The sequence below is a fragment of the Streptomyces cinnabarinus genome (genome assembly GCF_027270315.1).
Lineage (GTDB): Bacteria > Actinomycetota > Actinomycetes > Streptomycetales > Streptomycetaceae > Streptomyces > Streptomyces cinnabarinus.
Genome location: NZ_CP114413.1, coordinates 8306668 through 8319343 on the forward strand (window position 1 = coordinate 8306668; position 12676 = coordinate 8319343).

At 73.5% G+C, this 12676-nt stretch carries 12 protein-coding genes; 8 read left to right on the top strand and 4 right to left on the bottom strand.

Annotated features, from left to right (window positions below):
- Nucleotides 1-35 precede the first annotated feature (35 nt).
- On the bottom strand, nt 36-1223 hold the full coding sequence (locus STRCI_RS37475) for a glycoside hydrolase family 64 protein (RefSeq protein WP_269663451.1): 1188 nt from the start codon (nt 1221-1223) through the stop codon (nt 36-38).
- A 202-nt stretch (nt 1224-1425) separates the two neighbouring features.
- On the opposite strand from STRCI_RS37475, the gene STRCI_RS37480 reads away from it, so the two are divergent.
- On the top strand, nt 1426-2184 hold the full coding sequence (locus tag STRCI_RS37480) for a hypothetical protein (protein ID WP_269664745.1): 759 nt from the start codon (nt 1426-1428) through the stop codon (nt 2182-2184).
- A gap of 10 nt (nt 2185-2194) precedes the next feature.
- Here the strand turns inward: STRCI_RS37480 and STRCI_RS37485 are convergent, their stop codons facing one another.
- Nucleotides 2195-3121 carry a GNAT family N-acetyltransferase gene (locus tag STRCI_RS37485; protein ID WP_269663452.1) on the bottom strand — a complete coding sequence of 309 codons (927 nt, stop codon included), beginning with the start codon at nt 3119-3121 and terminating at the stop codon, nt 2195-2197.
- A gap of 47 nt (nt 3122-3168) precedes the next feature.
- Nucleotides 3169-3594: an OsmC family protein gene (locus STRCI_RS37490; protein ID WP_269663453.1), complete on the bottom strand. Its 426-nt coding sequence runs from the start codon at nt 3592-3594 to the stop codon at nt 3169-3171.
- A 239-nt stretch (nt 3595-3833) separates the two neighbouring features.
- Between STRCI_RS37490 and STRCI_RS37495 the strand changes: the two genes are divergently transcribed.
- Both STRCI_RS37495 and STRCI_RS37500 read left to right on the top strand, forming a co-directional pair.
- Nucleotides 3834-4733, top strand: coding sequence for a GNAT family protein (locus STRCI_RS37495; protein ID WP_269663454.1), 900 nt, complete (start codon nt 3834-3836; stop codon nt 4731-4733).
- Nucleotides 4734-4800: 67 nt separating this feature from the next.
- On the top strand, nt 4801-5124 hold the full coding sequence (locus STRCI_RS37500; protein WP_269663455.1) for a hypothetical protein: 324 nt from the start codon (nt 4801-4803) through the stop codon (nt 5122-5124).
- A gap of 11 nt (nt 5125-5135) precedes the next feature.
- Here the strand turns inward: STRCI_RS37500 and STRCI_RS37505 are convergent, their stop codons facing one another.
- Nucleotides 5136-6023: a Gfo/Idh/MocA family protein gene (locus STRCI_RS37505; protein ID WP_269663456.1), complete on the bottom strand. Its 888-nt coding sequence runs from the start codon at nt 6021-6023 to the stop codon at nt 5136-5138.
- Between the two features lie 240 nt (nt 6024-6263).
- Between STRCI_RS37505 and bdeA the strand changes: the two genes are divergently transcribed.
- The 5 genes from bdeA (at nt 6264) to STRCI_RS37530 (ending at nt 12675) form a co-directional block, all read left to right on the top strand.
- On the top strand, nt 6264-7181 hold the full coding sequence (gene bdeA / locus STRCI_RS37510) for a bis(hydroxyethyl) terephthalate hydrolase (RefSeq protein WP_269663457.1): 918 nt from the start codon (nt 6264-6266) through the stop codon (nt 7179-7181).
- A gap of 102 nt (nt 7182-7283) precedes the next feature.
- Nucleotides 7284-8738, top strand: a complete 1455-nt coding sequence (locus tag STRCI_RS37515) for a helix-turn-helix transcriptional regulator (protein WP_418953412.1) — start codon at nt 7284-7286, stop codon at nt 8736-8738.
- Nucleotides 8739-8950: 212 nt separating this feature from the next.
- Nucleotides 8951-10231, top strand: a complete 1281-nt coding sequence (locus STRCI_RS37520; protein WP_269663458.1) for an RsbRD N-terminal domain-containing protein — start codon at nt 8951-8953, stop codon at nt 10229-10231.
- A gap of 138 nt (nt 10232-10369) precedes the next feature.
- On the top strand, nt 10370-12082 hold the full coding sequence (locus STRCI_RS37525; RefSeq protein ID WP_269663459.1) for a hydrogenase maturation protein: 1713 nt from the start codon (nt 10370-10372) through the stop codon (nt 12080-12082).
- A complete protein-coding gene (locus STRCI_RS37530) occupies nt 12079-12675 on the top strand; it encodes a hydrogenase maturation protease (protein WP_269663460.1) in 597 nt (198 codons plus the stop codon). Before STRCI_RS37525 ends, STRCI_RS37530 begins: the two co-directional genes overlap by 4 nt.
- The last annotated feature ends 1 nt before the right edge of the window (nt 12676 follow it).

The following is a 12676-nucleotide window of genomic DNA, read 5'->3' on the forward strand; positions in this document are numbered from 1 at the left end:
TTTCGGGCTCCCCCTGCAGGCTCCCCCTTCGGGCCTCAGTCCTCGAACGGCGTGAGGGTCAGCCGTATCCCGGTCGGGGCGGTGTCCTGGATGTACGAGGCGAAGTCGGCGACATCGTCGAAGGCGAAGCCGTACGCCTTGCCGTCCGCACTCGCCGCGTGCAGGGCCGCGGAGTAGTGGTTGGACAGGTCGCCGCGGTAGAAGTCGGCCGGCTCGGTCGTCGGCTGGGCCGGGTGCGAGACCAGCGTCGACCGGTTGAACCCGGCGCCGAGGACCGCCGCGACCGGACCGGTCGTGCCGTCGTTCGGCGCGGCGAGCGTGCCGTCGCAGAACAGCACGTCCCGGGTCGAGGGCCGCGCGAACGACACCTCGGCGGGCCCGGAGAAGGTCAGCCGCTCACCGCGCACCCGCCCGGTGAAGGCCCCCGCGTTGGTCGTGACGACCAGATCCCGCCCGGTGTACGCGCTCCACACCTCGTCGATGTACGGCGCGAGGTAGTCCTTCGGGAACAGCCCGGCGTCCAGTCCGTGCCCGGGCGCCAGCACCCGGGTGTCGTCCACCACGAGCCGCTCGAACTCCGCGTTCCGTCCCACGGCCGCGAAGACGGACGCCCGCCCGCCGGGACGCAGCGTGCCCGTGGTCTGCTCCTTGGCGCCGGTCAGCCGGATGCTCATCGGCACGCTGAACATGTCGACCATCGTGGTGTTGCAGAACATGCCGGAGGAGTTGTACGTGAACTCGGCACAGTCGTGCAGCACCGGGTAGTTGGGGTCCGAGGTCACCCAGCCCGCCGGGTACTGGAGGGCGGCGTTGCCGTTGCCGTCGGCCACCGCCTTGAACCTCAGCTTCTGTCCGAGCGCCACGTAGATCCGCCCGGACATGTACGGCAGCGTCAACCGGGTCTCCCCGCTGCCCGCGAGGCTGATCGCGTAGTCGGTGAAACCGTCCGGGCCGTTGTCCGACAGGGCGATCGGCGCGAGCGTGCCGTCGGGGGTGAGCCGTACCTGGCGGCCGTCCTGGTTGCCGACGACGTAGACGTGGACGCTGCCGTTCCCGAAGGAGCCGGTGTCGTTGACGAGCGTCAGCGGCAGGCCCGCGGCCGCGGTGGGACCGGCGAGCGCGTGCGGGGCGAGGGCGGCCACGGCGGGCGCCGCGACGGCGGCCCCGCCGAGGGCGAAGAGCAGCTTGCGGCGGCCGAGCGGACGCTGGTGACGGGGTGTCATGTGGGGGTCTCCGGAGTGCGGGAGGTGCGTGGGGGATGGATCTGAGAGCGCTCTCAGAATGCTCGCCGCCCACCGGGAAATCGAGCCTCCGTCAGAATCCGGCGATCATTTAACGGTGTACTAAGGCTCCCTTAAGGAGGTAGAGTCGCGATCTTCGGCCGGTGGAAGCCCGTCCGGAGTCCCCTTGAGGCTGCCGACGACCATGAACCCCGACGCCACTCCCGCACAGCTCCGCCTCGACCGCGCCCTGGACGGCCTGGCCGTCACCTTCCGCGGAATGACCGCCCCGAGCGACGAGAACCAGTGCGAGTGCCACTGGGGCAGCGACGAAGAGCTGACCCTGCTCAAGACCCCTGACGTGGAGCTGGACCCGGATCTGCTCCGCCGGACCTGGGACGCCCCCGACTGGCACGACCACGGCGCCGTGCTGCGCCGCATCCTGCCCCAGTTCGCCCGGGAACTGGTCGCCGGCCGGGTGGAGCCGATGTTCGGCATGTACGAGGTCGGCCGGTCCTTCATGCGCGGCCACTGGCGGGAGTGGCCCGCGCGGCAGAGCGGTGCCGTATGGGAGTTCCTGTACGCCTGGTGGTCCCGCAGCCTGCTGGATCCGGAGCCCGTCGTGCCCGTGCACGAGCTGTTCGCGCTGTGCGCGGAGGCGTCCGGCACGCTCACCCCCTGGCTGGGCGTCTGGGAGGCGCTCCACCACCCCGTCACCGACCGGCACTTGGCGCTGGCGGTGGACGAATGGGAGTACGAGCTGCTGGTCGACGAGCTGCCCTGGGACTCCTGGCACGACCGGGAGGCGCTGCGCACCGAACTCGCCGACTGGCTCGTCCGGTGCGCCCCGGAGCGGTTGCGCGCGGTCGACGCGTCCGAGGAACTCCTGCACTACGTACGCCTGATAGGGCTCAGAGGTTCCGACCGCTGGGACGATCCGCACTTCCCGAACCACACCTACTGAGAGCGCAGGGTCAGCTCAGGACCGTCTCCCAGGTGTCCACGGCGTAGTGGACCGTCATGCCCTGCCGGGCGTACAGGCCCGGCGCGCCGGTGGTGTTGCCGGTGTCCACGCCGAGGCCCACCGTGTCCCGTCCCCGGGCGGCGAAGGCCGCGAAGGCGTGCCGCAGCAGCAGTCCGCCAAGCCCCTGGGCGCGGGCCTCGCGCAGCACCCCGACGCTGCGGATCCAGCCCATGGCCTCACGGTCGTCGCGGGCGAGGAGGAAGCCCACGTCCCCGGCCTCCTCGGTGCTCACCAGCCACACCAGGGACCAGTCGAGCTTCTCGGCGTCCACGTCGTGCAGCCACTGCTCGTAGGCGCGCGGCTGGAAGTCGAAGTGCTCGGCGAAGGTGGCCTGGTACAGGGCGTGGACCCGCTCGCGGTCCGCCTCGTCGGCACACACCCGCAGCCGTACTCCGGCCGGGACCCGCGGGGCGCCGTCCTCGGCGGGATCCACCCGGCGGTGCAGCACGTGATAGCGCCGTACGACGGACCAGCCGCGCTCGCGGATCAGCTCGGTGTCCAGGGTCGGCTCGGTGTTGAGGTGGAGGTGGAGCACGGCCTGGGACGCGCCGTTCGCGTGCGCCCTGGCCAGGGCCCGGGTCTCCAGCGCCGTGAACAGCTGCTGCCCGGCCTCCTGGTGGTCGGGCAGCACATAGTGGTCGGCGTCGATGCGCTCGCCGTTCGACTCGTCCCACACCAGCGCGTAGGCCACCAGCCGGTCCCCGTGGAAGGCCAGCCAGGAATCCTGGGAGAGGTCGACCTCGGGGTGCTTGAACTCGGCCTCCACGGTGCTGAGATCGGTCTCCGGGCGGCCGATCTCGATCAGATCGACCTGGTTGAGCAGGTCGGTGACGGCGGGTGCGTCGGCGGGTTCGGCGGGGCGGACGGCGTAGGACATGGGGCCAGGGTCCGGTCACCGGACGGCCGACTGCAAACGGTTATCGCTCAGGCGTCCTCGACGGTGACCCGGACCGGCGTACCGGCCTCGATGGTGCGGCTGACCGTGCAGAGGCGGTCGTGGGAGGTCTTCACTGCGCGGGGGAGGATCGCGCGGGCGCGGTCGCCGCCCTCGCCCTCGGGGAAGGTGACGGAGAAGCCGACCTCCAGGTCGGTCATCCGGTTGCCCTGCTCGTCGCTGACCTTGTGGCCGGTCACGGTGACGGTGAAGCGGCCGGGCTCGGCGTGCCGGGTGGTGGCGACGTCGACATCGGCCATGGTGCAGCCGCCGATCGCGGCGAGCAGCAGCTCGACCGGGGTGAAGTCGGCGCCCTCGGTGCCGAACTCGATCGTGCCACCGCGGGCGTTGACCGCGGTGAAGTGGCCGGAGGAGGCGCGCTCGACGGTGACGGAGCGCAGGGAGTTGTCGGTCATGCCGCCGACCCTAATCGCGCGCGGCCGTGCGGCAGGCGGGGACGCACCCGCGGGAAAACAGGTGGACGCGCCCGAGGAGGATCACCTACGGTGTGATCATCACGCCTTGAGACGACGGAAGGAGGCGAGTGCCGTGCAGTTCACCCTCTCCAGCGCTCCCCTCACCGCTGTCCCGGCGTGCTTCGTGTGATCCGGCCGGGAGCGCTCTTCGCAGCCTTTCATCCCGGAGGAATCCACCCATGACCGATCTGGTCATCCGTTCGCTCGACGAGAGCGACGCCCATCTCTTCGACACCCTGCCCGACCCGCTGGGCGCGAGTGAGGCGCACCGCGCCACCGTGCACCGCCCCGACTGGAAGCGCGTGGCCCTGCGCGACGGCGAGGTCGTCGCGCGCGGCGCCTGGTGGGGCGGCCCCGACGCCACGGAGCCCCTGCTCGTCAACTGGTTCGACGTGGCCGAGGGCGAGGAGGAGGCGGGGGCCGAACTCCTGCGCTCCGCGCCGTGGCAGGTCGAGCTGGAGTTCAACCTGCCCGCAGGCTGGCGCGACGACACGGCCGTGAGCGCCGCCGCCGAGACCCGCTTCGCGGCCGCCCGCGCCGCCGGATACGACCTCCTCGTCGAGCGCTACCTGTACCGCTGGACCCCGGACTGCGGGCTCCCCGAGCGGCCCGGACGGCTCGTCTTCGCACCCGAGCCCGACGACGGCGTCTTCTTCGACCTGCTGCGCCGCATCCACTCCGTCACCCTGGACGCCCACGCGTTGAAGGCCATCGAGCAGGGTGGCCTCGACCAGGCGGCCCAGGAGGAGCTGGACTTCTTCAACTGGTGCCCCTCCCCGCGCGAGTGGTGGCAGATCGCCCGCACTCCGGAGGGCGAGACCGTGGGCATCCACATCCCGGGGCGCAACATGACCTCGCCCGTCATCGGCTTCATCGGGGTCGTGCCGGAACAGCGCGGCCACGGCTACGCCTACGATCTCCTCGCGGAGTGCACGAACTTCCTCGCGGAAGAGGGCGCCGAGTTCATCAGCGGCGCCACCGACCAGGGCAACTTCCCGATGGCCGCGAACTTCACCAAGGCCGGCCACCCCGTGGTCCGGGAGCGTATCGACTTCCACATCCCGGGCCGGACGCGGTAACAGGCCTGCTGTCAGTGCCGGATGCGATGCTGATCCGGCACTGACAGTGGCGGCGTACGGAGGCACGGTGGGATTCCAGGGCGCGGTGTGGCAGGTCCGCAGCGGTGACGGAACGGTCGGGGAGATCGGCATCGACGAGGCCGACTTCCCCTGGCTGTCGGGTCACTTCACCCCGGGTCCCGCCTACCCTTCCGTACGCGAGCTGTTCGACCGCGAACTCGCCCTGCTGGAACGGGTCGACGAGCACATGGAGGAGTGGGAGGCGGTGTACGCCGAGATCGAGCGGCGCGTCACCCTCTCCTCCCCGGACGGGCCGGTCGCCGAGTTCCTGCTGCACATCGACGGCGACCGGGCCTGGTTCCGGTGGAGCGACGAGCCCTTTGAGGACTGAGGGGGACCGACTCAGCCGGCTGCGGCCAGCAGCGCGTCGGCCTCGGCGAGGATCTCGGTGACGCGCAGCCCGAACGCCGCGTCGCAGGGATGCGGACGGCCCGTGCGGACGGTGGCGAGCAGAGCGTCCGTCGCCCGCGCGAAGGCCGGTACGGCGCCGTGCGCGCTCGCCGGGAGACGCGTCACGCCGCTCTCGCCGCGCAGCTCCACGCCGGATCCGGCGGCGGCAGCCGGGGCGGTCAGGCTCAGCGTCAGCGCGCTCGACGCGCCACCGGCGTGCTCCAGCACCAGATGCGCGGTGTCCCCGGGCCCGTGCGCGGCCGCCGCCACCCGCCGGACCTCCCCGAGCACCGGCAGCAGCACCGACAGGGCGTGCGGGCCCACGTCCCAAAGGGCGCCCTTCTCCCGCCGCCACGGCGAGTTCGCGAACGGGCTGTCGGCGCCGCTGAACACCGAGCCCAGCCACTGCGCGTGCGCGGTGAACCAGCCCCCCGCCGCGGCCTGTTCGGCGATCCACTCCTCGGTCTCCGGCTGGAACCGGGTGGTGAAGAACACCACGGACGCGACTCCGGCGTCCGTGGCGGCCTCGGCCACCGCCCGCCCCTGTCCGACCGTCGTCGCCAGCGGCTTGTCCAGCAGGAGGTGACAGCCGGCTCTGGCCGCCCGTACCGCCAGCTCGGCCTGCACGGCCGGCGGCAGCGCCACGGCGACCGCGTCCACCTCGGCGAACAGCGCGTCGACGTCGTCGTAGGCCCGAATGCCGTGCCGGCCGGCGAGTTCCTTCGCCGCGTCCGCGCGGCGGCCCCACACCCCGACGAAGTCCACTTCCGCGTGCCCGTCGAGGGCCGGTGCATGGGCCAGTTGCGCCCACGGGCCAGTGCCGAGCAGTCCGATGCGCATAACCGTCGCCTCTCCACGCTGCCGTAACGGTGACGATCGAGCGTTTCACACCGACCCGGTCCCGGAGCAAGCCGGGCGGCCCGGAGCGCGGCCGGAACCGGGCCCACGAGACCGGTGACATTGCCGGTCCCCGGCGCGGCGCCGGGCGCCCACAGTGGCACCGCCAGTCCACCGGCGGCGCCCGGCGGCGCGGTACGTCCCCTGCCGCCCCGTCCGCCACGACAGAGAGGACGACTCGTCGTGCAGCTCCACCCCCACACGAGGAACCCCCACACCAGGCCCCGCAGGGCCGGCCGGCTCGCCGCCGCGGCGGCGGCCCTCGCCGCGCTCCTCGGGCTCGGTACCCTCACCGGTCCCGGCGCCCACGCCGCGGACAACCCCTACGAGCGGGGCCCCGCGCCGACCACCGCGAGCATCGAGGCGGCGCGCGGCTCCTACGCGGTCTCGCAGACGTCCGTGTCCTCGCTCGCCGTCACCGGGTTCGGCGGCGGCACGATCTACTACCCGACCAGCACCAGCGACGGCACCTTCGGCGCCGTGGCGATCTCGCCCGGGTACACCGCCTACGAGTCCTCGATCGCCTGGCTGGGCCCGCGCCTGGCCTCGCAGGGCTTCGTGGTGTTCACCATCGACACCCTCACCACCCTCGACCAGCCCGACTCGCGGGGCCGTCAACTCCTCGCCGCTCTCGACTACTTGACGGAGCGCAGCTCGGTGCGCGGCCGGGTCGACAGCAGCCGGCTCGGCGTCATGGGCCACTCCATGGGCGGGGGCGGCAGCCTGGAGGCCGCGAAGTCCCGGCCGTCGCTCCAGGCGGCGATCCCGCTCACGCCGTGGAACACCGACAAGACCTGGCCCGAACTCAGCACACCCACACTGATCTTCGGAGCCGACGGCGACAGCATCGCCCCGGTCGCCAGCCACGCCGAGCCCTTCTACAGCAGCCTGTCCGCCGGCCTGGACCGCGCCTATCTGGAGCTGAACGGCGCCACCCACTTCACTCCCAACTCGTCCGACACGACCATCGCGAAGTACAGCGTGTCCTGGCTCAAGCGGTTCATCGACAACGACACCCGCTATGAGCAGTTCCTCTGCCCGCTGCCCCGGCCGAGCTCGACCATCGAGGAGTACCGGGGCAACTGCCCGCACACCGGATGATGTTGTGCCCCCGCACGGCCGCCGCCCGGCATGCCTGGGCGGCGGCACACTCGTCGTGCACCCACGGTGCGCGGGGCGTTACGCGTAAGTAACCTCGCGGGAATGACCGATGACGGGAGCGGGCGGGCGGTGGACCGCGGGCGGGCCGAACTCGCCCGTGGGCGTGTGCAGTTGGGGGACGGGCCGGTCGACGATGCCCGGGAGACCCTGCTGCTGGCGGTCTCCCTGCTCGCGGCCGAGGAGCCGGAGCAGGCGGAGGCCGCCCGGCTCGGCGCGGTGGACGCGGCGTGGGCCGCGGGGGACCTGGCGGGGTGCCTCAAGGCACTCGACGGACCCGGTGCGGACCGGTCCGGTGGCACGGCGGACTACCGCGCCGGGGTGCGGGCCCTGCTGGAGCAGCGGCCCGACCGGGCGGCGGGGCCGCTGGGGCGGGTCATGGCCCACCCGGACGACCGGCCCGAGCATCTGCTGCGCTCCGCGGTCGCGGCCCTGCTGCTCGGCGATGTCGTGGTGGCCCGCCGCGCCGGTGCCCGCGCCCTCGCCGTGGCCCGGGACCGGGACTCCGCCGCGCTCCAGTCCCGGGCCCTCGAGTACCTCGCCTACGCCGAACTGCGCGCCGGACGGCACGCCCAGGCCCGCACCCACGCCGAGGAAGGCGTGCGGACCGCGCGGCGCGCCGGCCGGGGCAACACCGCGGCCCATCACCAGGCCATGCTGGCCCTGGCCGCGTCCCTCGTCGGTGACCGGGGCACCGTCACGGCACACGCCGCCGGCGCGCTCACCACGGCCTGCAGACACGGCCTGGCGCAGGCGGCGACGCTGGCGGAGTGGGCGGTGGCCCGTACCGACCTCGGCTGCGGCCGCCCCCTCGACGCCGCCGACCGGCTCGGGCCGCTGGTGCTCCCCGGGGCGCGGCGCGGCCATTTCGCGGTCTGGATGCTCGCCGTGCCCTGCTTCGTGGAGGCCGCCGTGCTCGCCGGGCGCCCGGCGGAGGCGGGGGCCGTCGTGGGTGATTTCGCGCGGTGGGCCGAGCTGGGGGCCGATCCGCACGCACCCGCCCAGCTGGCCCGCTGCCGAGCGCTGCTGGCGCCCGCGGACCGGGCCGACGAGCTGTATCTGCGGGCGCTGGCCCGGCACGACGCGACCGGCGGGGACTTCGAGCGGGCCCGCACCGAGCTGCTGCACGGCAAATGGCTGCGGCGCCGCAGACGGCTGCGGGAGGCGCGGGCCCGGCTCGGGGCCGCACTGGTCGGGTTCGAGCGGTGCGGGGCGCGGGCCTGGGCCGAGCAGACCCGCGGGGAGCTGCGGGCCAACGGGGTCGCGGGGCGGCACGGGGCGGGCGGCGAGCGGCCGACCGGCGAGGAGCTGGCCCGGCTGACCCCGCAGCAGCTGCGGATCGCCCGCCATGTCGCCGAGGGGGCCACCAACCGGGAGGTCGCCCTGCGCCTCGCGGTCAGCACCCGCACCGTCGACTACCACCTGCGCAATGTCTTCGCCACGCTCGGCGTGCGGTCCCGGATGGAGCTGGCCCGCATGGTCGATCAGCAGGGCCGATGACGGCCGACGTGCGGTTCTGTGGGGGGTTGGAGGAAAAAAGAACGGTGCACGACCCTAGGGACCGACCGGACGGTATGTCATCCTGCGGGGCAGGACGAGTCGGGCGGCCACCGCCGCCGTACGGGCTACCCCGGCGACACGGCCGACCGGATACCGCAGAGTCTCCCGGCACGGGCGCACCGCCGGGAGTCCGAGGTTGTGGGAGGACCGCGATGCATCCTGCCGTACGGACACGCGCGATGATCCGCACCGGACCGGTGCCCGTTCCGCAGCCGCGGACCGGGCGCCGGCGGTCGCTGATCGACGCCGACGCGTTGCGTGTCCTGCACCGGGCCGCGCGCGTGATCATCGAGGACCTGCCGGGCCTCACCGACCGGCTGGTGGCGGTGGTCCAGGAGCAGGAGGACGCCTACCGGACCGCGCTGGAGACCGACTACGCGGGCACCTGGCAGGAGGTGCACCGCTCGCTGCGGCACAGCGTGCTCTCGCTGCTCGACCCGCGCGCCAACCGGGACGCGGCCCGCCGGTGCTCCTGGAAGATCGGCGTGCGCCGGGCGGAGCAGGGGGTGCCCCTGGACGCCCTGCTGCACGCGTTCCGGCTGGGCGGGTCCCTGGTGTGGCAGCGCCTGGTGGAGGAGACCTCCCGGATGGCGCCCGAGGACGTACGGCTGCTCGTCCATGTGGCGACGGACGTGTGGAACTTCGTCGACGAGCACTGCACCCTCGTGGCGGACGCCTACCGGCAGGCCGAGCGGCAGCTGGCCTGGCGGCGCGAGAACCGGGTCCGGCTGCTCGCGGCGGCCCTCCTCGACGGCACCAGCCGCATCGCCGACCTGCCCGAGACCGCCGACGGCCTGGACCTGCCGGAACACGGCCGGTACGTGGTCGTCGCGATCGCCGGCGGACGGCCGACGGGCCCCTCGGGCGCCCGCGCCGCCGCCGTACCACCCGGCACCCGCGTGCACTGGCACTCAGGAGTGGAAGTGGACTACGGCATCGTCCTGGTCGGCGACGAGGACCCGGAGGGAGACGGGGACCCGGTGGAGGCCCTGGAGCTGACCGCCCCGGGCGGCAAGGTCGGCATCGGCAACGTGGTCTCGGGCCTGGCCGCGGTGGGCGACGCCCGCCGCCTGGCCGACCTCGCGCTGAGCATCTGCCCGCAGACGGGCGGCACCATCCGGTTGACCGAACACCTCCCCGAAGCCCTCGTCATCTCCTGCCCCGAACTCGGCGCGACCCTCGCGGACCAGGTCCTGGGACCCCTGCTCCGGCTGGAACCGGCCGACCGTGACGTCCTCCTGGACACCCTGTCCGCCTGGCTGAGCTGCGACGGATCCGCCCAACGCGCGGGCGAGCGCCTGTACTGCCACCGCAACACGGTCCTCAATCGGCTGAGGCGTTGCGAGCAGCTGACGGGCCGCTCGCTGGCCCGGCCGCTGGACGTGGTGGAGATCAGCCTGGCGTTGACGGCACGGCGGCTGCTGCGCGGCTGAGACGCCGACGCCACGGGCGGCACGACGCGTGGCCGCCCCGGGAATGCGATCCGGATGGAGGAAGAGACCTGCCGCAGGCCGGCGAAACGCCGTGGTGATTCTTTCCAGCCCTCCGGAAACCGGCGAGCATCCGGCATCATGGACATCTTGCTCGTCGCCAGCGCGTTCAACAGCCTGTCCCAGCGTGTGTACGCCGAACTGTCCGACCTCGGCCACCGCGTGGACGTCGTCCTCGCCTCCCACGGCCCCGAGGCGGTCCGTGCCGCCGCGCGCGAGCTGTGCCCGGAGCTGATCCTCGCTCCGATGCTGAGGACGGCGCTTCCCGAGGACGTATGGCGGGAGTACACCTGCCTCGTCGTCCACCCGGGACCGCCCGGCGACCGCGGACCGTCCTCCCTGGACTGGGCGATCGCCGAGGCGGCGCCGCGCTGGGGAGTGACGGTGCTCCAGGCCGAGGCGGCGATGGACGCGGGCCCCATCTGGGCGACCGAGTCGTTCCCGGTGCCGCCGGTGGGCAAGAGCGACCTGTACCGGAGCGAGGTGGGTGACGCCGCCTCGGCGGCCGTCCGCACGGCCGTACGGCGCTGCGCCGACGGTTCGTTCAAGCCGCGCCCGCAGAGCGATCCCGCGGTGCGCGTGGTGTGGCGTGATGCCTTCCGGCAGGAGCGGCGGCGGATCGACTGGGGGACGGACAGCACGGAGGTCGTGCTGCGCAAACTGCGCGGCGGCGACTCGCAGCCCGGCGTCCTGGACGAGATCCTCGGCCGGGAGGTGTTCCTGCACGGCGGACACCCCGAGGACCGGCTGCGTGGACGGCCCGGCGAGCTGCTCGCCACACGCGCGGGGGCGGTCTGCCGGGCCACCCGGGACGGTGCGGTGTGGATCCCGGAGCTGCGCCCCCGCAAGAACTCCGGTGACCCCGCCCCGTTCCGCCGCCCGGCGGCCGACGTGCTCGCCACCTTCGCTGCCGACGGTCCGGGGCACAGTCCACCGCCGGAGGACCCCGCCCCGCTCGAACTGCCCCCCGACCGGCGGACCTGGACAGACATCCGCTACCGGCAGCACGGCGACACCGGCATCCTGACCTTCTCCTTCCCGGGCGGGGCGATGAGCACCGAGCAGTGCGGCCGGCTCCTCGCCGCCTACCGGTACGCGCTCACTCGCCCCACCTCGGTACTGGTCCTCGGCGGGGCGCGCGACTTCTTCGCCAACGGCATCCATCTGAACGTCATCGAGGCGGCGTCCGACCCGGCCGGCGAGTCCTGGGCGAATCTCCACGCGATCGACGACCTGGTCGAGGCGGTGCTGCGCACCACCGACCGGCTGGTGGTAGCGGCCCTCGGCGGCAACGCGGCGGCCGGCGGCCTCATGCTCGCGCTCGCCGCCGACGAGGTGTGGTGCCGCACGGGCGCCGTCCTCAATCCGCACTACCGCAGGATGGGCCTGTACGGCTCGGAGTTCTGGACGTACACGCTGCCGCGCCGCGTCGGAGAGGACGCGGCCCGTCGGCTGACGAGCGAGGCGCTGCCGGTGAGCGCCGCCACCGCGGCACGCATCGGTCTGGTGGACCGGCTCGTGCCCGTCGCGGCCGGGGAGTTCGCCGCCGCGACCGAACGCGGGGCGACGGCTCTCGCTCTTGACCCGGACCTCGCGCGGCGCATCGCCGCGAAGGCCACGGCACGGCGGGCCGACGAGGCGCGACGCCCGCTCGCGGACTACCGGCGGGCCGAACTCGCCCGGATGCGTGCCGTCTTCTTCGACGCCCGGGCGCCGTACCACGCCCTGCGGTCGGCCTTCGTCAGAAAACAGCCCGGCGGATCCGACCGGCCACTGAGCGGGGAGGCGCGATGACCCGCTCCGGTACGCGGCTGCTGGTGGCGGGCGTCGGCAACATCTTCCTCGCGGACGACGCCTTCGGCCCCGAGGTCCTGCGCGCCCTGGAGCGGCGCCCCCTGCGGGCCGAGGTGCGGGCGCGGGACTTCGGCATCCGCGGCCTGGACCTTGCCTACGAACTCCTGGACGGCTACGACGTCACCGTCCTGGTCGACGCGGCCGAACGGGGCCACCCGCCCGGCACGCTGTCCCTGATCGAGCCGGAACTCCCCGGCGGCCCCCGCGCCACGGCCCCGCCCGAGGCCCACGGCATGGACCCCGCCAAGGTGCTCGCCCTGGCCGCCCATCTCGGCGACGGACCGCTGCCCCGCGTCCTCGTGCTGGCCTGCGAACCCCAGGTACGCCCACGCGGCGACGAGGACATCCTCCCCGGCATCAGCGCACCCGTGGCGGACGCGGTCGAGCGGGCTGTGGACGCCCTGCACGCCTTGGTCCCCGAGCTGCTCGCGGATCCCATGTCCAGCCCCCGGTTGAGCCGCCCGGAGGAATCCCCGAACCCGTCCGCGGCAGGGCTCGCCGCTCGGCCGGCCCGCGACGTCGAGGATCGATGAC